The sequence below is a fragment of the Actinokineospora auranticolor genome (assembly GCF_041897805.1).
Taxonomy (GTDB): Bacteria; Actinomycetota; Actinomycetes; order Mycobacteriales; family Pseudonocardiaceae; genus Actinokineospora; species Actinokineospora auranticolor.
The window spans coordinates 7,788,804-7,813,063 of sequence record NZ_CP154825.1 but is presented as its reverse complement, the minus strand read 5'-3'; the positions used below and the strand labels follow the sequence as shown (position 1 = coordinate 7,813,063).

Here is a 24,260-nt window from a genome sequence, read left to right as displayed (position 1 = left end):
CTGTCACCCACACGCTCCCCAATCCCCACACGCGGAGGTTCCAAGTCCATGGCACGACTGTTCGGCACCGATGGAGTGCGTGGTCTCGCCAACTCCGACCTGACGCCGGAGCTGGTGCTCAAGGTGGCCGCCTCGGCCGCGCGGGTGCTCGCCCGCCCCGGTGACGGCGCGCGCCGACCGGTCGCCGTCGTCGGCCGCGACCCGCGGGCCAGCGGCGAGATGCTGCAGGCCGCGGTGTGCGCCGGGCTGGCCGCGGCCGGTGTCGACGTCATGCAGGTGGGCGTGCTGCCCACCCCGGGCGTGGCGTTCCTGGTCGGCGACCTGGACGCCGACCTCGGCGTGATGATCTCCGCGTCGCACAACCCGATGCCCGACAACGGCATCAAGTTCTTCACCTCCGGCGGGCACAAGCTCTCCGACGCGCTGGAGGACGAGATCGAGGCGGGTCTGGACAGCGCCGCCGAGCGGCCGACCGGTGCCGCCGTCGGCCGGGTCTACGACGTCGCCGACGCGCACGACCGCTACGTCGCGCACCTGCTGGCCGCCACCCCGAACCGCCTCGACGGCCTCAAGGTCGTGGTGGACTGCGCCAACGGCGCCGCGTGGGCCACCGCGCCCCGGGCCTACCGGGAGGCGGGCGCCGAGGTCATCGCCATGCACGCGCTGCCGGACGGCGTCAACATCAACGAGGCCTGCGGCTCCACGCACCTCGACGACCTGCGCGCCGCCGTGCTCCGCGAGGGCGCCGACCTGGGCATCGCCCACGACGGCGACGCCGACCGCTGCCTGGCCGTGGACGCCGCGGGCGAGGTCGTCGACGGCGACCAGATCATGGCCGTGCTGGCCCTGGCCATGCGCGACGCGGGCGAGCTGACCGAGGACAGCTTCGTGGTGACCGTGATGAGCAACCTCGGGCTGCACGTGGCCATGCGCGACCTGGGTGTGAAGCTGCGCACGACCGCCGTCGGCGACCGGTACGTGCTGGAGGAGCTGCGCGCCACCGGCCTGGCCCTGGGCGGCGAGCAGTCCGGCCACGTCCTGCTCCCCGGCCACGCCACCACCGGCGACGGCCTGCTGACCGCGATCCGCCTGATGGCCCGGGTCGCCGACACCGGCAAGCCCCTGGCGGAGCTGGCGGCGGCGATGACGAAGATGCCGCAGGTGCTGGTCAACGTCCGGGTGGCGGACAAGGCCGCCGTCGCGGCGTCCCCCGAGGTGAGCGCGGCGGTCGTCGAGGTCGAGACCGAACTCGGCGACACGGGCCGGGTGCTGCTGCGACCGTCGGGCACGGAGCAGCTGGTCCGGGTGATGGTCGAGGCGCCGACGCAGGAGGCCGCCCAAGGCGCGGCCGACCGCCTGGCCGCCGTCGTCGCGACCGCGAGCTGAGCTGACGCGGGCAGCCCCGCCCGGTTGCCCACCTCACCGGTGACCGGGCGGTGGATGCCGCCGTTCGCCAGTCCCGAAAGGGTGGTCCTCGGTACATTTCTCTTTGCGTAAGTGACGGCACCGCAGGTCAGCGGTTCGCGTCCAAGGCGTGGACAGGTCGAGGGGAAACCTCCAAGGGGGAGCGGTGGCAGTAGACGAGACCATGAAGATGGACCACGAGTTGGTCCGGTCCGCGGCGATGGACATGGCGGACATGGCGGTCGCGCTGCAATCCGTGCAGACCTACGCCACCGGGGACGGGCTCAAGGCCGAGCACTTCGGTGGCACCCCGGAGGGCTTCAACGCCTTCGGCTCGTTCAACGGCGTCGTGCAGGCGCTGGCCCAGTCGGTGACCAAGGCGCAGCAGTTCTGCACCGAGGCGGCCAAGCGGATCGACGCGTCGGCCAAGTCGACCACCGCGACCGACGTCGACAACGCGTGGGGCCTCACCCAGTCCGGGGGCAAGTAACCGATGGCGGAGAACTTCAGCCACGGCATCACCGATGCCCTGCAGGTCCCGTCCGACGTCTACACCGAGGACCACTCGGCGAAGATGCTGGAGCCGCTGGAGACCTACATCAAGCTGTTGGGCCGCGACTTCCTCGGTTTCCTCTACGAGAAGTGGCGCAGCCACCCCGCCTGCCTCCCGGCCAACGCCAACCGGTGGAAGGAACAGCCGGTCGCGGGCGACGGCTGGCAGGAGAAGACCGACCAGTCCGGCGGCCTCTGGAAGATCAAGATCATCAACTGGGGCTTCATCTGGGGTGCGCGGGGCAGGCTCGACAACCTGGCCAAGGCCGCCGCCGCGATGGACGGCACGGCGAACGCCATCTCGGGGAAGCTGCACGGCGCGTGGACCAGCAAGGCAGGCGACGCGGCCACCACCAAGATCAACGACCTGCGCGCGGCCGCCCAGGAGTACGGCACCGCCGTCGGGGAACTCCGCGCGAACATCGAGGGCGCCTGGCACGCCAGCCGGGGACCGGTGGAGCGCCTGTCCCAGTTCGCCGGGTCCGGCACCGGGGGCAAGTCGCTCGCCGACCGCTACGGCGCGAACGCGTTCTCCGACAACACCGACTTCATCGATTTCCCGAGGGACAAGCTCGCGACCTACATCGATGAGATGGGCCGCATCCTGCAGAACGGCACGTTCCGCTCCGGCATCTACGCCAAGGAGGAGTGGACCGCGGGCTACGCGTTCCTCAACGAGGAGTTCACCCCGGGCCTGCCGTTCGACGACCTCGGTTGCGACAAGCAGACCGCCGAAACCCTGCACCAGCCCGGCAAGGTCCTGCTCACCGACGGCGACAACCGCTGGTCGAACGAGATCTGCAACGAGCTCAACGACTTCTGCAACTGCTACTTCACGACCATGGCCAACCTGCGCCGCCAGATCGAGGAGACGATCACGGCGGTCACCGACGCCTGGCGCGAGCTGAACTCGGGTTCGATGCTGATCGCCACCGACCCGTTCGGCAAGCTCGCGCTCAGCGGGGCGGACAAGCCGCCGCCGGACGACGAGTCGGGGGACGAGAAGCCGCCGACCAAGAAGGACCCGGGGACCGGGACCGGGTCGACCGATACCGGGACCGGGACCGGGGACCAGCCGAAGCAGCAGCAGATGCCGCCGCCGCCGAAGGCCGAGGACCTGCCGCAGATGCCGGATCCCGGGCAGGTCGACCAGGGCACCGATCCGTCCGCCGTGGACCCGACGCAGACGCCGGGGGCCGTGCCGGGGACCACCGGGGGCGCGCCGGAGACGGTGACGATCTCCGAGGGCGGGCGGACCATCGGGGTGCAGAGCCCCGACGGGGCGGGGCACGTCAAGGTCACCGTCGACGACGGCTCCGGCAAGCCCAAGACCTACGACCTCGACTTCGGCGCGAGCACGCCCGGGCAGGGGCAGCTCGGGCCCGACGGCAAGCCGGTCGTCGGACCGGACGGCAAGCCGATCACCGACGGTGCCGAGGGGCGCCCGCTCGGGCCGGACGGCAGGCCGGTCAACGGCGTGGACGCCCAGACCCGCGGCATGCCGGTCGACGGGGCGATCGGACCCGACGGCAGGCCGGTCGACGGGGCGATCGGGCCGGACGGCAAGCCCGTCGACGTCCAGCACGTGCAGGCCGGGCCCGACGGCAAGGCGGTCATCCACGACGGCGACGTCACCATCACCGCCGAGCGGGATCCCGGCTCCCCGGACACGGTCAAGATCACCGTGGACGACGGCACCGGCGAGCCCGTCAGCTACACCGTCGACTTCGACGAGACCACCCAGGGCGCGACCGGCGGGGCCCAGCACGGCGGTCCCGCCACCGACACCGCGGGCCAGGCCACGGGCACCACGCGGGCGAACCCGGACGGCGGCCAGCCGGGCCACCAACCCGAGCCCGGCAGGCCCGGTGTCCCACCGGCAGGCCAGGACCAGCCCACACCGGGCGGCCAGGTGCCTGGCGGCGGTACGCACGGGATGAACGACGCCAGCCCGATCGGCCACGGTCAGCCGGGCGGCCAGGTGCCTGGCGGCGGTACGCACGGCATGAACGACGCCAGCCCCATCGGTCACGGCCAGCCCGCGCCGGGCGGTCAGGTACCCGGCCAGGTCGCCCCCGGCGGGCACGGCGTGCCCGGCTACGACGCCGCCCAGTCCGGTCACGGCATGCTCAACAACGACGCGGCCCAGCCCGGGCACCCGCAGGCCACCTACGCCGCCAGCGGCGGGGGCAGCGCGTGGAGTTCGGACGCCTGGGGGGCCTCGGGCAGCATCTTCGACGAGCAGCCCCGCGACCAGCTCGGCCCGCACCCGGGCCACGACCAGTCCGGTCAGCACGGTCAGCACGACAACGGCCACGGCGGCGACACCCAGACCGCGGGCGCGGGCGAGGCCGGTCTGGCCTCCGCCGCGTCCGGGCTGCCCGGTGACCAGTCCGGCACCGGCTCGCCCATGGGCGGCGGGATGCCGATGGGTGCGATGGGTGGTGGCGGCCAAGGCCAGGGCGGTGGCGACAGCGAGCGCGGCGGTTCGCAGTGGCGGACCACCGGCCAGCTCTTCGACGACGACTACGCCGACGCCGAGGCCCGCATCAGCGGCAGCTTCGACGGCGGGAGGTGAGCCGGATGTCCGACCTGACCGCGGAGACCAGGCTGATCCTGGCCAAGTACGAGGACATCACCGCCCAGTACCACGCCCGGGTCAACCAGGTCGGCGAGGAGTTCGCCGCCGAGCTGACCCGCACCGACGCCGCCGCGGCCGAGCGCGACCGCGTGCTGGCCGAGCAGCGGCCCGCGATCGACGCCGCGCACGAGGCGACCAAGCGGGAGGCCCAGGAGCGGGCCGCGGCCGAGCAGCAGAAGGCCGCCGCGTGGACGCGGGAGACCAAGTCCACGGTGCTGTCCTTCGGCGGCGACGACGAGCGGCCCCAGGAGCGCCCCGAGCGCCCCCGGCCGGTGCCGCCGCCGGTCGCGCCCCCGGAGCCCGCGCCGGAGGCCAGGTCGACGCCCGCCCAGCGGTTCCTGTCCTTCGCCGACGACGAGGACGAACCCGCCCCGCCGCCGCGGCCCGCGCCGAAGCGGCAGGCACCCGCCCCGGTCGAGGACGACGGCGACGACGACTGGTCCGGTCGCAGCTGGGTGCGCTGACATGCCGGACGGTGTGCTGAGGGTTGACCACGAGGCCGTCTCCGCGCTGGCCAAGGAGGTCGCCGACCTGCGGTCCGCGCTGGAGGAGGTGGCCGCCTTCGCCCGCGCGGACCTGCCGCCGCCGCGGCGGTTCGGCCCGCTGGGCGAGGCTGCGGGCGCGGCGTTCGGCACCTTGCACGAGGCGCTGCTGACCTCGTTCGAGAAGGTCGTGCCGCAGGTCGACGGCATGGTCGCGGAGCTGGTCGAGTCGACGAAGCGGATCGCCGACGTCGACGAGGAAGCGGCGCGGCGGATCACCCGGGCCGGTGAGCGGTGACGGCCGAGCAGGTGCGGGCCGCGCTGACCGCGCCGACCGGCGCCGACCTGGCCGACACCGCGGACGCCCTGGTCGAGGGCCCGCTCGCCGAGCCGCGCGGGCTGCTGTCCCCGCGCGCCGGTGGTGCCGTCTACCGGCGGTGGCGCGCGCACCCGGCGGCCAAGGGCGGCTGGACGCCCGAGCCGTGGGGTCCCGCCGACGAGCGCATGGTCGACGACCTGCGCAACGCCGAGTTCGGTGGCCTGGCCGCCGCCCGCGACCGGTTGGCCGCGCTGGCCAAGGCCGCGGAAGCCCTGCGCGAGGGCGCGGCGGGCCTGCGGACCCGGTTATCCGACACCTGGGGTGGTCGTGGCGCCGACACCGCCGCGACCCGGTTCGACCAGCTCTCGGTGGCCGCCCGCACGTGGCACGACGGGCTCTTGCGCCTGGCGACCGCGCTCGACGGCGGTCGCGGTGTCGCGGCCGACGCACTGCACGGCTGGGCCGCGCAAGCGGCCACGCTGCGCGGCATCGCCGTCGACAACCTCGCCAACCGCCAGGACCAGATCGACCGCCTCGACGCGGCCCTGCGCTCGTACACCCCGGCGCAGTTGCGCACGCCGGGCACGCTCAACCTCAACGGCATCGCCGAGGACCCGTGGCCCAGCGCCGAGGTCATCGACTACCTCGACGACTACTGCGGTCGCTACGCCGCCGCCGTGGCCCGCTTCCGCGCCGACCTGCGCGCCGTGCACGACGCCACCGCCCAGGGCTGGCGCGCGTTCACCGACGCGATCCGCGCGGTCGACCCGGACCCGTTCACCGCCGTCACCCCCTCGTCGTCGACCGCGCCGTCGGCCGCCGTCCCGACGGGCACCGCGCCCAGCGGGGCGGCCACGGGGGAGAGCGTCACCATCCGCGAGGGCGGTAGGGCGATCACGGTGGACTCGTCGATGGGGATCACCGTGGACCGCGGCGACGGCAAGCCGACGAAGTACGTGGTCGACAGCGCCCCCAGCCCCCAACCGGCGCCCAAACCGGCGGCGGCGAGCGCCGCCGCCGACACCCCGGGCACCCCGGCCCCCGACGCGGCGGCCACACCCAGTGAGGCGGGAGTTCCCGCCGGTGGCTCGGCGGGTGGCTCAGTTGGTGGCGGTGGCGCAGCGGTCGGTGGTGGCGGTGGCACGTCGGCGGGCCAGCCGCCGTTGCAGCCCGGCGCGATGACCAACGCCGAGGCGCCCCCGTCACAGGAATCCCGTGCGGGCGTTGGGGGTTCCGCGCCCGCGGCGGCGGGTCCGGCCGCGGGCGCGGGCATGGCGGGCGGTGGCATGGGCGGGATGCCCATGGGCGGCGGCGGGGGCGGTCAAGGCGGTGGCGGTGGCGACACCGACCGCAAGGCCAGCCAGTGGCGGCTGGTCGGCAGCCTGTTCGACGACAACGACCCGGCCGCGTTCTTCGACGGCGTCGTCGGGGAAGACCCGGCCAACCGGGCCAAGGGGTGAGCGTGCTCGACGAGGACAACCCGGCCGTCCGCGCGGTCCGCGCCGAGTTCCAGCGGATCAGCGCGGGCCTCGGCGACCACTTCGAGCGCTCACGGGCCGAGTACGAGCAGACCCTCACCCGGCACGAGCAAGACCGCGAGCGCTGGGCCAAAACCCCACCGGAGCCGCCGAAGCGCGCCCGGCAGAAGCAGTCGGACGACCCGTCCGACACGGGCTTCTTCTCGGTCAGCTGGATGACCAACCGCTGACCTACCGCGGCGGCCACTGCCCCGGCTGGTCCTGCACGTAGGACCGCTCCTGGGGCGGGAATCCCGGCGCCGGAAACCCCTGCGGTGGAAAGCCGGGCTGCGGCCCGGCAGGCGGGAATCCCTGCGGCGCATAGCCGGGCTGCAGGTAGGCGGGCGTAAACCCTTGCGGTGGAACGGGTCCCGGGAAACCGCTGGGCGGTGGGAATCCCGGTGGCGGGTAGCCCGGCTGGAATCCCCTGTTCGGCGGCGAAGCCAGCCCTTGGGTGACTCCGCGCCGGAACAGCACCACGGGCACGACTGCCCCGACCAGCGCGCTCACCAAGCCGACGATGATCCACGTCATGAGCAGGTTCGGCATGATCGTCATCGCTCGCACCGACACCCAGAGCCCGCCCGCGATGACGATCCCGGCCCCGATCGTCGCGAGGATCCGCCCGGCGGGCTGGAAGGCCAGCAGCATGCCGCCACCGGAGAGCAACAGCGCCGCGGCGATCAACCCGATGAACCCGAGCCCGAACAGCGACGCCCCCACCGTGAGCCCGCCGACGGACAACGCGGTGACCCCCGCTGCGCGCACCGCGCCCTGAGGGTTGGACGGCGGAATCGGCGGTGGACCTTGGGGTGGGTATGGCTGCACGTCAGCCAGTCTGCACGAGGTGCCGATCCAGGACTGTGCCCTTGATGTTCTCGTCCAGCAGCCGGGCGTACTCGGTCTGCCCGGTGAGGTGAGTGAGGAAGAACGCGGTCAGCAGGGCGCGGCTGATCCGCTGCGTGGCGTGCTCCGCCTTGCCGTGCACCAGCAGCCCGCTCCAGTGCCTGCCCTCGGTGAACCCGAGGTGGCTGGCCTTGGTGATGGTGCGCACGTCCGCCTGCCCACCCCACGCCTGCGCGATGAGGTGGCCGTGCGCGCTCGGCGGGGCGACCAGGTCGTTGCCCGCCAGCACGTGCAGCGACGGCATGCGGCACTCGCGTGCGGCGTTGCTGGCCACCGGGGCGGTCTCGGCCGCCGCCAGGGTCGCGACGGCCCGCACCCGCTGGTCGCGCGCCGCGGCCAGCACGGCGCTGCCGCCGCCGGTCGAGTGCCCGGCCAGGCCCAGCCTGCCCTCGTCGACGCTGATCTCGCCGTCGCCGAGGCGCACGCCGACGCACACGTCCAGCGCGGTGCTCAGGTCGGAGGCCAGCAGCCGGTGCGAGCCGAACGGGCCGGTGTGCGTCCCGGGCGCGGCGACGACCACCCCCCACGACGCCAGGTGCCGGAACAGCCCCCGGTACCGCGACGGCGGCTGGAGCCAGCCGTGCCCGAAGGCGACCGCGGGCAGGCCGCGGCCGGAGTGCGGCGTGTAGACCGCGCCGGGCAGCCCGACCAGCGCCAGGTCACCGCGCAGGACCTGGTGCGGACCGGGGCGGGCGAGCTCGTCGAGGAGGTGCTTGGCCGTGCGTGCCATGGGGGTCAGCCTATCGGTGGTCGAAGTACCTGGTGGGTACCCTCGTGCGCGTGTGCGGAATCGCGGGTCGCGTCACCGGGATCGCCCGGTCGCGCGGGTACGACCTGGACGGGCCCCGCGACCTCGCGAAGTCCGTCACCGTCGAGTAGGAGCCGTATGCGGGGCGTCTGGACCACCGGAGCCGTCAGGACAGCCGAGGAGGCCGTCCTCGCCAAGACCGCGCCGGGCGCGTTGATGCGCCGGGCCGCGCACGGCGTCGCGCTGCACGTCACGCGGCTGCTCGACCAGCACACCGGGGGCGTCGCGGGCCGCCGGGTCGTGTTGCTGGTCGGCGCGGGCAACAACGGCGGCGACGCGCTCTGGGCCGGGGCCTTCCTGCGTCGCCGCTCGGTCGGCGTCACGGCCGTGCTGCTGGCGCCGGAGCGCGCGCACGCCGAGGGGCTGGCCGCGTTGCGGCGCGCAGGCGGGCGGGTCGGTACGCCCGAGGACGTCGACTTCGCCGACCTGGTCGTCGACGGGATCGTGGGGCTCTCCGCGCGCGGCCCGCTGCGGCCGGACGCGGCGGCCGTGGTCAGCCGGGTGCGGGCGCCGGTCGTGGCCGTCGACCTGCCCAGCGGTGTGGACCCGGACACCGGGGCCGTCGAGGGGCCCGCGGTGACCGCGGACGTGACGGTGACGTTCGGCGCGTACAAGCCCGTGCACTACCTCGCGGGGGCCCGCTGCGGCGCGGTCCACCTGATCGACCTGGGGCTCGACCTGGCGAAACCCGTCTTCGAGGTGCTGGGCGCCGCGGAGGTGGCCGCGGCGTGGCCGGTGCCGGGGCCGGAGGACGACAAGTTCACCCAGGGCGTCGTGGGGGTGGTCGCGGGCTCGGAGACGTACCCGGGCGCGGCGGTGCTCGCGGTCGGCGCGGCCGTGCTGGCCACCTCGGGGCTCACCCGCTACGCCGGGTCGGCCGCCGACGAGGTGCGCAGGCGCTGGCCGGAGGTGGTCGCCACCGGCTCGGTCGGCGACGCGGGACGGGTGCAGGCGTGGGTGGCCGGTCCGGGCATGGGCACCGGCAAGGCGTCCCGGGACGTCCTCGCGCACGTGCTCGACGCGGGCCTGCCGACCTGCGTCGACGCGGACGGCATCACGCTGCTGGCCCGGTACCCCGACCTGTGGGACGCGCGCGACCCGGACGCGCCGCTGCTGCTCACCCCGCACGACCGCGAGTTCGCCAGGATCGCCGAACCGCACGGGATCGAGCTGGGTGCCGACCGGGTGGCCGCGGCCAAGTCGCTGGCCGCCGAACTGGACGTAACCGTGTTGCTCAAGGGGCATGCCACGGTGGTCGCGTCGCCGGACGGGCGCGCGCTGGTCAACCCGGCCCGCTCGCACTGGCTGGCGACCGCGGGCTCGGGCGACGTGCTGTCCGGGCTGGCGGGCGCGCTGCTCGCGGCCGGGCTCGACCCGCTGCTCGCGGGCGGCGCGGCGGCGTGGCTGCACGTGCGGGCGGGTGAAGCCGCCGCGCTGGGCGCTCCGGTGCCCGCGTCGGCGATCGTGGACGCGGTGCCGACGGCACTGCGCGGGCTGCTGGGGGCGAGATGAGTCGCGCGGAGGTCGTGGTCGATCTGGACGCGTTGCGGCACAACGTGTCCCTGCTCGTCGCGCGCGCGCCGGGCGCGGACGCGATGGCGGTCGTGAAGGCCGACGGCTACGGGCACGGGGCCGTGCGGGTCGCGCGGGCGGCGCTGTCGGCCGGGGTGACCTGGCTCGGGTCGTGTTCGTTGAACGAGGCGCTGGTGCTGCGGGACGCGGGGATCACCGCGCCGATCCTGTCCTGGTTGGACACCCCGGACGCGGACATGGACGCGGCCGTGGAAGCCGGGATCGATGTCGGTGTGTCCTCTGTGGAGGAACTGGACCGGCTGTCCGGCGCGCGGGTGCACCTGAAGGTCGACACCGGGCTGGCGCGCAACGGGTGTCCGCCCGGCCGGTGGGCGGACCTGGTGCGCGCCGCGGCGGAGTCGGACAACGAGGTGTACGCGGTCTGGTCGCACCTGGCCTGCGCGGACGTGCCCGGCCACCCGTCGGTCGACGCCCAGGCGCAGCGGTTCGAGCACGCCTACAAGACCGCCTTGGACGCCGGTCTCACCCCACGGCGGCACCTGGCCAACTCGGCGGCCACGCTGAGCAGACCGGACCTGCACTTCGACATGGTCCGGCTCGGCATCGCGATGTACGGGCTGAACCCGTTGCCCACCAAGGAAGACCTCATTCCCGTGATGACCTTCCGGGCGTCGGTAGCCATGGTCAAGCGGGTGGCCGCGGGCGAGTCGGTCTCCTACGGACAGACTTGGACCGCGCCGCGTGACACCACGCTCGCCCTGGTGACGGCCGGGTACGCCGACGGTGTGCCGAGGCTGCTGTCGAACCGGGTCGACGTGCTGCTCGGCGGTGTTCGGCGGCCGGTGCGCGGCCGGGTGTGCATGGACCAGATCGTCGTCGACTGCGGCGACGACGAGGTCTCGCCCGGCGACGAGGTCGTGCTGTTCGGCCCCGGCACGCGCGGGGAACCGACGGCGACCGAGTGGGCCGACACCATCGGCACCATCGACTACGAGATCGTCACGGGCATGTACCGGCCCCGGGTGGCCCGCCGGTACGTCGGCGGATGAACCGCGCGGGCAAGGTCGCCGCGGGCGCGGGCGTGCTCGCCGCCGCCACGGCCATCGCGGTCGGCGTCACCCGCCGCCGCGCGTCCGGCGACGACCCGTACGCCGACGAGCCGCTGGGTGAGCTGCCGCCGTCGCGCACCAGCACGGTCGCCGCGGACGACGGCCTGGCCCTCTCCGTCGAGGAGGTCGACCCCGAGGACGGCGGCAAACCGGTCCTGACCGCGGTGTTCGTGCACGGTTTCGCGATGAGCAGGCGCGGCTGGCACTTCCAGCGCCGCGACCTGGCCCGGCTCACCGACCCCCGGGTGCGGCTCGTGCTCTACGACCACCGCAGCCACGGCCGCTCCGCCCGCGCCGACATCAGCACGAGCACGATCGAGCAGTTGGCCGCGGACCTCGACGAGGTGATCCGCGCTGTGGTGCCCCGTGGACCGATCGTCCTCATCGGACACTCGATGGGCGGCATGGCCGTGATGGCGCTGGCCGAGCGGCACCCGGAGCTGTTCGCCGAGCGGGTGCGCGGGGTGGCGCTGATCGGCACGTCGGCGGGTGAGGTCGGGCGCAGCGGGCTGCCCCGGCCGCTGCTGTCGAAGTACAACCCGCTGACCCGCGTCCTCGGCCGGGTCGCCGAGTGGCAGCCCACCGCCGTCGAGCTGGTCCGCTCGGTGGGTGGCGCGGTCACCCGGGGCGCGGCCCGCACGGTCGGGTTCGGGCCCGGCGAGGTGAGCCAGAAGCTGGTGGGGTTCCTCGTCGACATGCTCGACGGCACGCCCGTCCGGGTGCTCGCCGACTTCGTGGACACGCTGGGCAGCCACAACCGCTACGCGGCGCTGGCCGGGCTCAAGCACACCCGCGTCCTGGTGCTCAGCGGCGACCACGACTGGATGACCCCGTTCGCGCACGCCGAGCGGATCGCCACGGCCCTGCCGGACGCCACCCTGGTCCGCGTGCCCGGCGCCGGTCACCTGGTGATCCTGGAGCGCCCCGATGTGGTGAACGAGCACCTGACTACGCTGCTGCGGGACTGCGCCCGGGGCCGCGGCGCGGGTCGGAAGAGGTGAGGACCGTGGCTGAGACCGTGCTGCTGCGCACGCACGAGGACACCCTGGCGTACGGGCGCGCCCTGGGCACCCGGTTGCGGGCCGGGGACCTGGTGCTGCTGGCGGGGCCGCTGGGGGCGGGCAAGACGGTGCTGGCCAAGGGGATCGCCGAGGGGCTCGGGGTGCTGGGCCGGGTGAGCAGCCCGACGTTCATCATCGCCCGGGAGCACAAGGCGGGCGCGCGCGGGATCCCGATGGTGCACGTCGACGCGTACCGGCTGGGTGGCGACCTGGAGCAGCTCGACGACCTGGACCTGGACTCGGAACTGGTCGCGTCCGTGGTCGTCGTCGAGTGGGGCGAGGGCTCGGCGGACCGGCTCAACGCCGACCACCTGCTCATCCGCCTGGCCCGGGAGGCCGACGACTCCCGCCTGGCGTCGGTCGAACCGCACGGCGACTGGGTGTCGCGGGTCTGATTTCCCCTTCGGCGGTGCCGGGGTGCGGGTCTAGGGTCCTGGCATGCGCGCAGTGATCTTTGACTGGGGTGGCACGCTGACGCCGTGGGTGACGATGGATCACCTGGCCGCGTGGCGGGCCTATGCCGACATCGTCCACCCGGGAGACGCCGAGGCGTCGGGGGTGCTGGCCGCGGCGTTGCTCGCGGCGGAGGACGAGGCCTGGGGGCGGGTCCGGGTCCACCACACGGCCTTCCACCTGACCCAGGTGCTGGAGTCCGCCGGGGCACCGCCCGACGAGGCGGCGCTGGCCGCCTTCCGGACCTACTGGGACCCGGCGACCCGCACCGACCCGGAGGTGGCGCCGATGCTCGGCGAGCTGCGGGAGCGCGGGCTGCGGACGGGGGTGCTCTCGTCCACGGCGTGGCCCGGTGCCTGGCACGAGGAGGTCCTGCACCGCGACGGCGTCGGCGACTTGTTCGACGGGCTGGTGTGGAGCAGCGACCTGGCCTACACCAAACCGCACCGGGTGGCCTTCGAGGCGGCGATGGCGGCGGTGGGCGTCGACGACCCGGCCGACTGCGTCTACGTCGGCGACCGCCCGTACGACGACATCAGCGGCGCGCAGGCGGTGGGGATGCGGACCATCTTCATCCCGCACAGCGACATCCCGCTGGCGCAACAGGTCGCCGTCGACGTGGTGCCCGACGCGGTTGTGCAGCGCATGTCCGAGCTGCCCGCCGTCCTGGACCGGTGGCTGGACGGCCGAAACCCCCTTTAGTGCAGCCTGAAAGACCCTTCGGGGGAAGGCGGCGCCTGGCGTTGTGAGCCAAGGTGAGTCCGGGCGGGACAGTCCCGTCCGGACACAACGCCAGATCCTGGAGGACGAGATCCCATGAAGACACGCGCCTTGGTGATCAGCGGAGCGGTCGGACTTGGAGTCGTGCTGGCGGCGTCACCAGCATCCGCGAAGGCCCTGGACACGCCGGTCGACGGTGTGGGCTACCGGGTCACCGCCGACCACAGCGGCAAGTGCCTGGACGTCAAAGGTGTGAGCCAGGACAACGGCGCCGACGTGATCCAGTGGGATTGCAACGGCGGCGCCAACCAGTACTGGACCCTCTACGCGGTGGGGGACGGCGCCTACAACCTCGTCGCGGGCCACAGCGGCAAGTGCCTGGACGTCGAGGGCGTGAGCCTGGACAACGGCGCCGACGTGATCCAGTGGGATTGCAACGGCGGCGCCAACCAGCGGTGGTACCTCAACGACGCGGGCTACGGCAGCTACAACCTGGTGGCCGAACACAGCAGCAAGTGCCTGGACGTCAAGGGTGTGAGCCAGGACAACGGCGCCGACGTGATCCAGTGGGATTGCAACGGCGGCGCCAACCAGAGCTGGACCTTCGCCAGCGCCTGATCGGCGAATCGGGGTCGCCCGTCACCCGACGGGCGACCCTGATTGGTTCGCAGGTTGTCCACATGCACTCAGGTTGTTCACAACCCGCCTCCAGTGCCTTCAACCATCTGCCGCCACCGAATAGAATCGAAAACAGGGGCTCCTTGACCTCAAGGGGTCGTTGCGCCGGGTGTGGGATGATCTTCGTGGGTGAGTGATCGGAGATCTTGTTGTGGCATGTCGGGTGATTTTGAGTTGCGAGGATCGGGAGACGATCTCGCGCGAGTTACGTGCGAGGCGGTCGTTTCGGTTTATCGGTAGGGTGTTGGGTCGGCATCATTCGGTGGTCGCTCGTGAGGTCGCTCTCAATGGTGGCCGGTTGGCTTATCGCGCGGTGCGGGCGGGGCGGCGGGCGGCCTCGGCGCGGGCCAGGCCGAAAGTTCGGAAGATGGAACGGTCGGGTCGGGCGAGACGTGTGCCGTCGTCGGCGAAGCGGTCGCGGCGCGACCTGATCGTGGGTATGGTCAACATCGGCGAGCGTCCGGCGGAGGCCGAGGACCGGGCGGTCCCCGGCTTCTGGGAAGGGGACCTCATTCTGGGGTCGGCGTGCAAGTCGCAGATTCTGACGTTGGTTGAGCGTCAGACCCGGTTCGTGATGTTGATCCGGGTCCCGCATGATCGGTCCGCGGATCGTGTCGCGGCGTTGTTGGCTGAGAAGATGATGACGTTGCCCGAGTTCCTTCGGAAATCGTTGACCTGGGATCAGGGCAGCGAAATGGCCGACCACGCCACCTTCACGACGGTGACCGGGATGCCCGTCTATTTCTGTGATCCACGCTCACCGTGGCAACGCGGAACGAACGAGAACACCAACCGCCTTCTTCGGCAGTACTTCCCCAAGGGGACGGATCTCTCGGTTTATTCCCAGGCCGACCTCGACGAGGTGGCCCGCGAGCTCAACGGCCGCCCCCGGCAGACCCTCGACTGGTACAAACCCGTCGAGAAACTCAACGAACTGCTGATCAACCATGGTGGCGCGATGACCTGTTGAGGTCAAGGCTCCCCTATGGCGGGGTACCCCTCGCTGGCGTTTGGGGCGGGGTTCGGCCGTTGCGGTGTCGCGGCGAGTCGTGGTCCGGCCTGCGTCAAGGGGCTGCCGCGAAGTAGGCCACCTTGACCTCCTTCGTGGTCGGCGGCGGGAACGATTCCCCGTCGCCGCCGAGTTGGCCGATCTGGACCGTCCACACCGGCTTTGAGCGGTCGACCACGTCGCCGCCATCGGGTCCGGTTAGGACGAAGTCCGAGTTTCCCTGGTCGCAGGAGTAAGCGCCGACATAGCCGTCCGCGCGTCCGCCCCAGCTGCCGCCGTTGCGCAGCAGGCATTTCGCGCCGCCGTCCAGTTCCAGGCCCCAGGGGGCCGGGTTCGGGGACGGTGTGACCGAGGGGACCGCTTCCTTCGACACGGCTCGCCGGAGTTGCTTCTTCCACGGGAAACCGCCGCACAGGAGGTCGCGGCGGTTCGGTTCCACCCAGCAGGCCAGTGCGCCCGCGGCCGACGGGGAGCAGGCGACGACGTCCGGTCCCACGGCCGCCGGTGACGGGTAGCAGTCCTCGACTTCCTCCGGGTCCTCCGCGACGGTGTAGCCGCTCGTCGAGTTGCCCGACTTGTCCACGCCCGCCACGTTCACCACCTTGGTGGCCGCGCCGGTGGACTTGCCCAGTTCGGTCAGCGCGCCCTGCACGATCTCCGTCACCTGGTTGACCGCGCTCTGGTCGGTCGGCAGCCGCAGGTGCGAGCAGGCCGCCACGATCGTGACACCACCGAGGTACGCCTGCACGGGGGCGCTGAACCGGTTCTCCTGCAGGTCCTGCAACGTGAAGTAGTCGAAGGCCATCGACGCCGAGGCGAACGACAGGCTGTGCGCCGCGCCGTTGACCAGTCCGAAGTCGACGGTGCAGCGGTCCGTGCGGGAGTAGGACTTGCCGCCTTCCTCCGGCGGCACGCCGGTCGGTCCGGAGGTGGGGTAGCCGTGCGCGGAGGGCACGGGCACCACGCCGTCGCTGAACAGCGGGATCGAGTACGCCGTGAACCCGAAGAACGTCCGGTTCACCGTCACGTCCCCGGCCACCTGGGTCAGGTTCACCCCACTCGCCAGCCACGGCGGCAGGTCACCGCACCCGCGCGGCAGCGAAGCCCCTTTTTCGTGCTCCGCCAAGCACTTCCCGCCGTCGCGCCCGTCGATCGGCGGCAACTCCTTGCCGGTCACGTGCCGCAGCACCTCCATCAGCCGCGACGGCCCGCCTTCGCCGCCCCACGGTGACCCGAGCTGCGGCGTCCCCAGCGTGATGACGTACGGCACGACCTTCGCCAACTCGGTGTTCAGCGCGTACCGCAGCGCCAACCCGCCCATCGAGTGCGCGACGACGACGACCTTCCCGTCCCCGCCAGCCTTCTCGTACGCCGACGAGACCTGCCCCAGGTAGGCCGCGAGGCACGGCGCGATGTGCGAATCCGAGGCCCAGTACGCCGCCCACCTGCTGTAGTCGAACGTGTACGCGCTGACCCGCCCGTCCAACTGCCCGGCCACCTTCTTCGCCGAGTCGTCCATGGGGTCGCCGTTCCACCCGTGCACGAACACCACCGGCCGCTTGGACCGCGACTGCCCCGCGCCCGCCTTGGTCGACCTCGCCCCCTCGCACTGCGACGGCAACTTCTGCGCCTGCGCGGGCACAGCGCACAGCAACGTCAACAACAACACGGCCAGTACCCGGGCGATCACTGCGCGGCCTCCGTCGAACTGATCAGCCACTGCCCGTCGACGGCCACCAACCACACCGTCCACACCGCGCCACCCACCCGCGCCGAAACCTTGGCCCGCCCACCTTCCGCGGCCTGGAAGCTCGACACGTCGAACTCGACGGGTGTCCCCGCCAACGAGGTCACGAACCCGTCGTCCAGCGGCTGGTCGGGCGAGACCGCGATCGCCTCGCGCACCCGCCCCTCGGACCCGCTGGTCAGGTCCGCGGTCAACTCACGCGCCCGCTCGACCGTCAACGGCACCGCGCTCGACGCCGAAGGAGTGGTGGGGCTGGCGAAGGGAGTTCCCCCAACCCCTCGACCGCCGAAGAACCACACGGCAGCGGCAACGGCCACACCCACCAGTACAACCACGACTATCAGCCCACGTCGACCCACGCCCGTCTCATCGCGAGCGCCAATCGGGTGTTACCGGCACACCCGCACCGCTACACCCACACAGTGGACACCGGCAGCGCCGGGTCCGCCGAGAGGTCCAAAGAGGACGGCTTGACCCCGGCCGCCACCAGGTGCGCGCCCAACGCCGCCATCATCGCGCCGTTGTCCGTGCACAACCGCGGCCGCGGCACCCGCAACTCGATCCCGGCCGCCGCGCAGCGCTCCGCCGCCAACTCCTTCAACCGCGAGTTCGCCGCCACACCACCGGAAATGACCATCGTCCCGATGCCCAGGTCGGTCGCCGCCCGCACCGCCTTCGCCGTCAGGACGTCCGCCACCGCCTCCTGGAACGACGCCGACACGTCGTCCACCGGCACCTCTTCGCCATCCCGCTCCCGCGCCTCCACCCACCGCGCGACGGCAGTCTTCAGGCCGGAGAACGAGAAGTCGTACTTCGCGTCCCGGGGGCCCGTGAGTCCACGGGGGAACGCGATGGCCGACGGATTCCCGCGCCGCGCCGCCTGGTCGATCGGCGGCCCACCCGGGTACGGCAGCCCGATCACCCGCGCCACCTTGTCGTACGCCTCGCCCGCCGCGTCGTCGATGGTCGAGCCGATCTCCGTGATGCCGCCCGCCAGGTCGTCGACCCTCAGCAGTTGGCTGTGCCCGCCGGAGACCAGCAGCGCGAGCGCCGGCGACGGCAGGGGCCCGTGCTCCAGGGTGTCCGCGGCGACGTGCCCGGCCAGGTGGTTGACCCCGTACAGCGGCACGTCCAGCGCCGTCGCGTACGCCTTGGCCGCCGACACCCCCACCAGCAGCGCCCCCGCCAGCCCCGGCCCGCAGGTCACCGCGATGGCGTCCACGTCCGACAGCGCCAGCCCGGCGGTGTCGAACGCGCGCCGCATGGTCGGGACCATGGCCTCCAGGTGCGCGCGGCTGGCCACCTCGGGCACCACCCCGCCGAAGCGGACGTGCTGCTCGACGCTGGACGCGACCTCGTCGGCCAGCAACTCCAAGCCGTCCGCGCCGAGCCGGACGATGCCGACGCCGGTCTCGTCGCACGAGCTCTCAATGCCCAGGATGATCGTCATGGGGTGTTCTCCACTGTCCGGTCCACCCGCGCGGGCCGGACCATGGTGTACGCGTCGGCGCCGGAGGGCTGGTAGTAGCGGCGGCGCAGGCCGATGGTGGCGAAGCCGTGCGCCTCGTAGAGCCCGATGGCGGGCGCGTTGTCGGTGCGCACCTCGAGGAACACCTGCGCCAGGTGCTCGTCGGCGCGGGCCAGCAGCACCCGCAGCAGCGCGCGGCCCACGCCGCGGCCCTGCCACACCGGGTCGACGCCCAGGTTGTGCACGCTGGCCTCCATGTCGCCCGGCTTGCCCGCCATGCCCAACCCGCCGTAGCCGACCAGCAGCTCACCGGCGTACGCGCCCACGTAGTAGTGGCCCCAGTCCAGCTCGGACGCGAACGCCGACTCGCTCCACGGGTCGTCGTCCGGGAACAGGATGCGCTCCAGCTCGGCGCAGCGGCGCAGGTCGGCGCGCCCCAGGACGCCGATCCGCGTCGGCTCGCTCATCCCGGGCTCACCCGCTTGCGCGCACCAGGCTCGACCGCGTCCGGCCGCCGCAGGTAGAGCGGGGTCAGCGGGCCGGGTTCGGCACCGAGGTCCGCGGCGGCGACGAGGCCGAGCGGGCTCGGGTGCGCGGATCCGACCCGCGGCAGGCCGAAGTCGAACAGGTCCGCGCCCGCCACCCGGGTGACCCCCAGCTCGGCGACCCGCGCCGCGACCTCGGCGGGCGGCGCGACGGCGGGCTCGGTCCGGCGGCTGCCGTCGGCGGCGTACGCGGCCCAGTAGACCTCGCGGCGGCGCGCGTCGGTGACCACGAGCAGCGGCTCACCCGGGACGTCGGCGGCGATGGCGTCCAGCGAGCACACCGGGTGCACCGGCCGGTCCAGGGCGTGGCCGAGCGCGGCGGCGGTGACCATGCCCGCGCGCAGCCCGGTGAACGGGCCGGGGCCGATGCCGCAGACCAGGGCGTCCACGTCGGCGAAGGCGCGGCCCGCCTCGGCGAGCGCGTCGCGCAGGTGCGGGGTGAGCAGTTCGCCGTGCGCGCGGGCGTCGACGGTCACCCGCGCGGCGAGCAGCGTCGACGCGCCACCGGCTACCTCGACGACTCCGGCGGTGACCGCGGGGGTGGCGGTGTCGACCGCTAGTACCAGCACGGTCGTCAAGAGTACGAGGGCTCGCCGCCGGGCTCCGAAGTGGTCCGGGACACGTCGCCCGCCGCGCGCCGCTCGCGCCGGTTCACCGAGACGCTCTCCACCGCGAACGCGCACACCAGGGCCAGCAAACCGCCGCCCGCGATCACGCCGCCGACCTTGCCGATGCGCGCCTTGGGCAGCTTCTCCGCCTCCGCAGGCGCGGCGACCACGCTGACCGTCACCCACGTGCTCGGCGGCGCGCCGAGGTCGCGCTGCTTCTCGTCGAGGGAGTCGCGGATCAGGTCGAAGGCGTTCTGGCCGAGCTCCTTGGCCCTGGCCTCGGTGGCGCCCTCGACCTTGGCCGTCATGAACGGGCCCTCACGGCTGATCTCCACGCCGTCCTTGGGCTGGGTGACCAGCTTGGCCGCCGAGACCGCGGTCTCCTCGATGAGCATGATCGTGATGGTGGAGAGCGTCGGCGCGAACGCCAGCAGCGAGTTGGTCTGCTCCCGCTGGCTCGCCGGGCGCACGATGCGGCCGTCCTTGGGCGCGAGCATGACGACCGAGCCCGTCCACTGGTAGCTCAGCGGGGTGGTCGCGTACGCGTACCCGGCGCCGCCCAGGGTGAGCACCAGCAGCGGCACGATGACCAGCCACCGGCGCGCCAACAGCGCGAACAGCTTGCGAAATTGCACGACGCTCCCCACCGCCAGGGCTCTCCCTGGTCTGCCTATCGCGACCAGTGTGCCCGCTGTAACACCGGACTACCGGGTGCGACCGAGTTCACTAGTCTCGGTGCGGTGCTGCTGCCGACGCTGGTGAACCCCACCTCCGCCGAGGCCGTCCGCTTCGGCGACCTCGTCATCACCCACGCCGACCTGGCCGGATCCGCGCGCGCCACGGCCGCCGCGCTCGCGGGCCGCACCCGGGTCGCGGTCTGGGCCACCCCGACCCCGCACACGTGCCTCGCCGTCGTCGGCGCGCTGGCCGCCGGGGTGCCCGTGGTGCCGCTGAACCCGAAGGTGGGGGAGCGCGAGCTGGCCCACATCCTCGGCGACAGCGCACCGGAGCTGGTGCTGGCCGAACCGGACGCCGACCTGCCCCCCGCGCTGGCCCACCTGCCCCGGCTGCACGTCGACCCGGCGGCGCGCGGCTCGGGTGACCTGCCCGCCGAGCCGGACCCGGAGTCGCCCGCGTTCATCGTCTACACCTCGGGGACCACCGGCCCGCCCAAGGGCGTGCTGATGCCCCGCCGCGCGATCACGTCCAACCTGGACGCCCTGGCCGCGGCGTGGGAGTGGACCGCGGCCGACAAGGTGGTGCACGGCCTGCCCCTGTTCCACGTGCACGGCCTGATCCTGGGCGTGCTCGGCCCGCTGCGGCTCGGCGGCGCGGTCTGGCACCTGGGCCGCTTCTCGTCGGCTTCGCTGGGCGAGGCGCTGGCGGCGGGCGCCACGGTGGTGTTCGGCGTGCCGACGATGTACCACCGGCTCGCGGCGGACTGCGAGGCGTCGCCGTCGCTGGCCGCGGTGGTCGGGCGCGCGCGGCTGCTGGTGTCCGGCTCGGCGGCGCTGCCCGCGACCGACCACGAACGCATCACGGCGGCCACGGGGCAGCGGGTCGTGGAGCGGTACGGGATGACCGAGACCTTGATGAACTGCGGGGTCCGGGCGTCGGGGGACCGCAGGGCGGGCACGGTCGGGCCGCCGATCGACGGTGTCGAGGTCCGCGTCGTGGACGAAACCGGCGCTTCGGTGGTCGACGGCGAGATCGGCGAGATCGAGGTCCACGGCCCCAACCTCTTCCTCGGCTACCTCAACCGCCCGGACGCCACCACCGCCGCCCTCCGCGACGGCTGGTTCCGCACCGGCGACATGGCCATCCGCGACCCGGACGGCTACCTGCGCATCGTCGGCCGACGAGCCACCGACCTCATCAAGAGCGGCGGGTACAAGATCGGGGCGGGGGAGATCGAGAACGCGCTGATGGAGCACCCGGGGGTGGCGGAGGTCGCGGTTACCGGTGAGCCGGACGAGGACCTGGGCGAGCGGATCGTGGCGTGGGTCGTTGCTGAGGGGGAACCACCTGCGGCCTCGGACTTGGCTGACCACGTTGCGCGGCTGTTGGCCCCGCACAAGCGACCTCGGGTCGTGCACTTCCTGGAATCGTTGCCGCGCAACGAGATGGGCAAGGTCACCAAGCGGGCGTTGAAGGTGCCCTAGCGGTTTCCACAGGTGTGGGCGGGTTGTCCACAGGCTTGATCGTCTTTGGCGCTGGGTGTCGGTGTGCGTCGGTAGAATGGTTACCGGGGGCCGGAGGCGTGGGTTGATCTTGCTGGCTGTGTCTGTTTTGGCTGGTGGGGTGGGGGCTTGGGCGCGGGGTGTTTCGTCCCGGCGTGGTTGGGTTCTTGTGATCGTGTGGAGGTTCTGACCTAGCGTGGTCGCGTTCTTGTGATCGCGTGGACGTTTTGACCCAGCGTGGTTGGGTTCTCTCGTGGTCCTGGCGCGAGTTTTCGAGCGTTGCTCGATGGGGTGAATTGTCTTTGCGCGGGGCCCCTACGAGCCTGCGGTGGGGAAGAGCGGTGGGGATGGGCAAGCCCAACCCACCCGCGGGAGAGCTTGGCAGGCTCGTCCCCCCCACACAAAGACAATCCACACTCATCGAGCAGAAGGTGGGGCGCGATGGATTGGGTGGGGGTCGGGTTGATACACGTCGTCGGGTGGCGGGTTCGGCTTGGCGGGGTGGGACCGGTTATCGGGTTGGTGCGTCGGGTGGGCGGGTGCGGTGTGGGCGGCGGGCAGGGGGTCGGCCTGACGCGTGGAACGGGTTGCCGGGATGGTCGTGCCAGGTGAGCGCGTGCGGCTTGGGCGGCGGGCAGGGGGTCGGCCTGACGCGTGGAACGGGTTGTCGGGGTGCTGCGGTTGTGTGGGCTGGAGCCGCTTGGGTGGGATGGAGCTGGTCGAGCGTGGCCAGCCTCGTTGTGGGGGCAGGGTCAGTGCCGTCCGGTGCGTGCTGCGGCTTGGCGGTCGCGCCCGGGACGGGTTCGTGCGCCCGGGTGGGCGCGGTCGAGGTTCCGCGCCCACCCGGGTCGGTCAGGCCCGGTTCAGGGTGTGGCCGCGGTCCTCCACGACGAAGCTCGCCGCCGTCGTGGCCTCGGCGCCCGCGGTGCGGACGTGGGGCAGCGTGCGGAAGTCCGCGCGCAGTTCCCTGGCCGTGAAGCGCGTCCGGACGTACCCCCGCCGGTTCTTGTAGAACTTCAGGTGCGGGTTCTCCGCCAGCACCGCCGCGTTGGTGTCCTCGCCGCCGTCGCCGGTGGAGGTGATCGAGGTGGTGACCAGTTCCACCCCGACGTTGCGGGAGTCCGGGCGGTCCCAGCTCTCCTTGACCTCCCCCGCCCAGTGCCGGTGCACGTCACCGGTCAGCACGACCCCGTTGCGGGTCGTGCCCAGCCCGGCGGCGACCTTGTCCCGGCTCGCCTTGTACCCGTCCCACGAGTCCATGCTGAACCCCTGCTTCTCACCCACCGTCAGGTCGCGCTGGGCGAAGAACACCTGCTGCCCCAACACGTCCCACCTCGACCGCGAGGAACGCAGACCGTCCAGCAGCCACTTCTCCTGGGCCGTGCCGGTGATGGTCCGGGCGGCGTCGAGGCGGTCCGCGCAGTCGACCTTCGTGCCGTCGCCGCAGGCCTGGTCGTCGCGGTACTGGCGGGTGTCGAGCATGTGGAAGGTGGCGAGGGCGCCCCAGCGGACGCGGCGGAACAGCTGCATGTCCTGGCCGCGCGGGCGGGCTGTGCGGCGCAGGGGCATGTTCTCGTAGTACGCCTGGAACGCCGCCGCGCGCCGGGCCGGGAATGCGGGATCCGGGGCCTCGGGGACGTCGTCGGCCCAGTTGTTCTCCACCTCGTGGTCGTCGAACACGACCAGCCACGGCGCGACCTGGTGCGCCAGTTGGAGGTCCGGGTCCGACTTGTACTGCGCGTGCCGCAGCCGGTAGTCGGCCAGGGTGCGGGTCTCGGGGCCGACGACCGCGCGCACGTCCGCCGCCTTGCCCGCGTACTCGTACTGGTAGTCGCCCAGGTGCAGCACCAGGTCCGGGTGGTCTTCGGCGAGGCGGCGGTACGCGGTGAAGAAACCCTCGCCGTAGTGGGAGCAGGAGGCGAAGCACATGGTCAGCGCGCCGCTGAGCACGTGCGGGGCCGGGGCGGTGCGGGTGCGGCCGACCTCGGACAGGTGGCCCTGCGCGCGGAAGCGGTAGAAGTACTCCGCGCCGGGGCGCAGGCCCGACAGCTCGACGTGCACGCTGTGCCCGGACTCGGGGCGGGCGACCTCCACCCCCGCGCGGACCACGTGCCGGAAGCGCTCGTCGGTCGCGACTTGCCAGGACACCGGCACCGGCCGGTCGGGCATGCCGCCGAGCCCGTCGAGGGCCAGCGGGTCCTGGGCCAGCCGGGTCCACAGCACGACGCCGTCGGCGGACGGGTCACCGGAGGCGACGCCGAGGGTGAAGGGGTCGGTGAGCCCGCGGCCGGGCGCCGCACCCGCGGGCAGGCCGAGCGCGACCGTGGACAGGCCGATGGCGGCCGCGCCGCCGAGCAGCACGGAACGGCGGTTCGTGGAAGCGTTCATGTGGTGGGAGACCTCCCGGATGGGTGATACCGGCAGGCCACCTTGGCAGGGTGGCGGTTTCCCGCGATCGGATTCGGGGTGAGCGCTTGGTGAGCGGTCGGCGACCACCCGCTGACCCGTCCCTCGACCGGA

Annotated in this window: 24 protein-coding genes; 15 read left to right on the top strand and 9 right to left on the bottom strand. The window is 72.9% G+C overall.

Annotated features, from left to right (window positions below; genetic code table 11):
- Positions 1-48 precede the first annotated feature (48 nt).
- The 7 genes from glmM to V5P93_RS34050 all read left to right on the top strand — a co-directional run bounded on the left by glmM (position 49) and on the right by V5P93_RS34050 (position 7,106).
- Positions 49-1,386, top strand: coding sequence for a phosphoglucosamine mutase (gene glmM, locus V5P93_RS34080; protein WP_104478011.1), 1,338 nt, complete (start codon positions 49-51; stop codon positions 1,384-1,386).
- Between the two features lie 184 nt (positions 1,387-1,570).
- On the top strand, positions 1,571-1,894 hold the full coding sequence (locus V5P93_RS34075) for a hypothetical protein (RefSeq protein ID WP_146107955.1): 324 nt from the start codon (positions 1,571-1,573) through the stop codon (positions 1,892-1,894).
- A 3-nt stretch (positions 1,895-1,897) separates the two neighbouring features.
- Positions 1,898-4,534 (top strand): hypothetical protein, encoded by a 2,637-nt coding sequence (locus tag V5P93_RS34070; RefSeq protein ID WP_104478013.1) that lies wholly within the window; start codon positions 1,898-1,900, stop codon positions 4,532-4,534.
- A 5-nt stretch (positions 4,535-4,539) separates the two neighbouring features.
- A complete protein-coding gene (locus V5P93_RS34065) occupies positions 4,540-5,061 on the top strand; it encodes a hypothetical protein (protein WP_104478014.1) in 522 nt (173 codons plus the stop codon).
- A 1-nt stretch (position 5,062) separates the two neighbouring features.
- Positions 5,063-5,377: a hypothetical protein gene (locus V5P93_RS34060; protein WP_104478015.1), complete on the top strand. Its 315-nt coding sequence runs from the start codon at positions 5,063-5,065 to the stop codon at positions 5,375-5,377.
- Positions 5,374-6,858 carry a hypothetical protein gene (locus V5P93_RS34055; protein ID WP_104478016.1) on the top strand — a complete coding sequence of 495 codons (1,485 nt, stop codon included), beginning with the start codon at positions 5,374-5,376 and terminating at the stop codon, positions 6,856-6,858. The genes V5P93_RS34060 and V5P93_RS34055 overlap by 4 nt, the downstream gene beginning before the upstream one ends.
- Before the next feature lie 2 nt (positions 6,859-6,860).
- Positions 6,861-7,106 (top strand): hypothetical protein, encoded by a 246-nt coding sequence (locus V5P93_RS34050; protein WP_104478017.1) that lies wholly within the window; start codon positions 6,861-6,863, stop codon positions 7,104-7,106.
- 1 nt (position 7,107) lies between these two features.
- Here the strand turns inward: V5P93_RS34050 and V5P93_RS34045 are convergent, their stop codons facing one another.
- Entirely contained in the window at positions 7,108-7,683 is a 576-nt protein-coding gene (locus tag V5P93_RS34045; protein ID WP_104478018.1) for a hypothetical protein, read from the bottom strand.
- Between the two features lie 61 nt (positions 7,684-7,744).
- Complete coding sequence (locus V5P93_RS34040; protein WP_104478019.1) at positions 7,745-8,551, bottom strand: dienelactone hydrolase family protein; 807 nt, start codon at positions 8,549-8,551, stop codon at positions 7,745-7,747.
- A 156-nt stretch (positions 8,552-8,707) separates the two neighbouring features.
- Between V5P93_RS34040 and V5P93_RS34035 the strand changes: the two genes are divergently transcribed.
- The 7 genes from V5P93_RS34035 to V5P93_RS34005 all read left to right on the top strand — a co-directional run bounded on the left by V5P93_RS34035 (position 8,708) and on the right by V5P93_RS34005 (position 15,153).
- On the top strand, positions 8,708-10,141 hold the full coding sequence (locus V5P93_RS34035) for an NAD(P)H-hydrate dehydratase (RefSeq protein WP_104478020.1): 1,434 nt from the start codon (positions 8,708-8,710) through the stop codon (positions 10,139-10,141).
- A complete protein-coding gene (alr, locus tag V5P93_RS34030; RefSeq protein WP_104478021.1) occupies positions 10,138-11,211 on the top strand; it encodes an alanine racemase in 1,074 nt (357 codons plus the stop codon). The genes V5P93_RS34035 and alr overlap by 4 nt, the downstream gene beginning before the upstream one ends.
- On the top strand, positions 11,208-12,272 hold the full coding sequence (locus tag V5P93_RS34025) for an alpha/beta fold hydrolase (protein WP_104478022.1): 1,065 nt from the start codon (positions 11,208-11,210) through the stop codon (positions 12,270-12,272). Before alr ends, V5P93_RS34025 begins: the two co-directional genes overlap by 4 nt.
- A gap of 5 nt (positions 12,273-12,277) precedes the next feature.
- The gene (gene tsaE / locus V5P93_RS34020; protein ID WP_104478023.1) at positions 12,278-12,727 is read left to right on the top strand and encodes a tRNA (adenosine(37)-N6)-threonylcarbamoyltransferase complex ATPase subunit type 1 TsaE; all 450 of its coding nucleotides are present in this window, start codon (positions 12,278-12,280) and stop codon (positions 12,725-12,727) included.
- 43 nt (positions 12,728-12,770) lie between these two features.
- Positions 12,771-13,487: an HAD family hydrolase gene (locus V5P93_RS34015; protein ID WP_104478024.1), complete on the top strand. Its 717-nt coding sequence runs from the start codon at positions 12,771-12,773 to the stop codon at positions 13,485-13,487.
- Positions 13,488-13,601: 114 nt separating this feature from the next.
- Positions 13,602-14,123: an RICIN domain-containing protein gene (locus V5P93_RS34010; protein ID WP_104478025.1), complete on the top strand. Its 522-nt coding sequence runs from the start codon at positions 13,602-13,604 to the stop codon at positions 14,121-14,123.
- A gap of 193 nt (positions 14,124-14,316) precedes the next feature.
- Positions 14,317-15,153: an IS30 family transposase gene (locus V5P93_RS34005; protein ID WP_374065122.1), complete on the top strand. Its 837-nt coding sequence runs from the start codon at positions 14,317-14,319 to the stop codon at positions 15,151-15,153.
- A gap of 94 nt (positions 15,154-15,247) precedes the next feature.
- On the opposite strand, the gene V5P93_RS34000 is transcribed toward V5P93_RS34005, so the two are convergent.
- From V5P93_RS34000 to V5P93_RS33975, 6 genes are all read right to left on the bottom strand, one after another.
- Positions 15,248-16,882: a triacylglycerol lipase gene (locus V5P93_RS34000; protein WP_104478027.1), complete on the bottom strand. Its 1,635-nt coding sequence runs from the start codon at positions 16,880-16,882 to the stop codon at positions 15,248-15,250.
- Entirely contained in the window at positions 16,879-17,262 is a 384-nt protein-coding gene (locus V5P93_RS33995) for a hypothetical protein (RefSeq protein WP_146107956.1), read from the bottom strand. The genes V5P93_RS34000 and V5P93_RS33995 overlap by 4 nt, the downstream gene beginning before the upstream one ends.
- An 86-nt stretch (positions 17,263-17,348) precedes the next feature.
- The gene (gene tsaD, locus V5P93_RS33990; protein WP_104478029.1) at positions 17,349-18,389 is read right to left on the bottom strand and encodes a tRNA (adenosine(37)-N6)-threonylcarbamoyltransferase complex transferase subunit TsaD; all 1,041 of its coding nucleotides are present in this window, start codon (positions 18,387-18,389) and stop codon (positions 17,349-17,351) included.
- A complete protein-coding gene (rimI, locus tag V5P93_RS33985) occupies positions 18,386-18,874 on the bottom strand; it encodes a ribosomal protein S18-alanine N-acetyltransferase (RefSeq protein WP_104478030.1) in 489 nt (162 codons plus the stop codon). Before rimI ends, tsaD begins: the two co-directional genes overlap by 4 nt.
- Entirely contained in the window at positions 18,871-19,521 is a 651-nt protein-coding gene (tsaB, locus tag V5P93_RS33980; RefSeq protein ID WP_104478309.1) for a tRNA (adenosine(37)-N6)-threonylcarbamoyltransferase complex dimerization subunit type 1 TsaB, read from the bottom strand. Before tsaB ends, rimI begins: the two co-directional genes overlap by 4 nt.
- Before the next feature lie 5 nt (positions 19,522-19,526).
- Positions 19,527-20,195, bottom strand: a complete 669-nt coding sequence (locus V5P93_RS33975) for a hypothetical protein (protein WP_104478031.1) — start codon at positions 20,193-20,195, stop codon at positions 19,527-19,529.
- 105 nt (positions 20,196-20,300) lie between these two features.
- Here V5P93_RS33975 and V5P93_RS33970 point away from each other — a divergent pair, with 105 nt between their 5' ends.
- The gene (locus V5P93_RS33970; RefSeq protein WP_104478032.1) at positions 20,301-21,722 is read left to right on the top strand and encodes an acyl-CoA synthetase; all 1,422 of its coding nucleotides are present in this window, start codon (positions 20,301-20,303) and stop codon (positions 21,720-21,722) included.
- 870 nt (positions 21,723-22,592) lie between these two features.
- Here V5P93_RS33970 and V5P93_RS33965 read toward each other — a convergent pair.
- The gene (locus V5P93_RS33965) at positions 22,593-24,128 is read right to left on the bottom strand and encodes an alkaline phosphatase (RefSeq protein ID WP_104478033.1); all 1,536 of its coding nucleotides are present in this window, start codon (positions 24,126-24,128) and stop codon (positions 22,593-22,595) included.
- Positions 24,129-24,260: the final 132 nt, after the last annotated feature.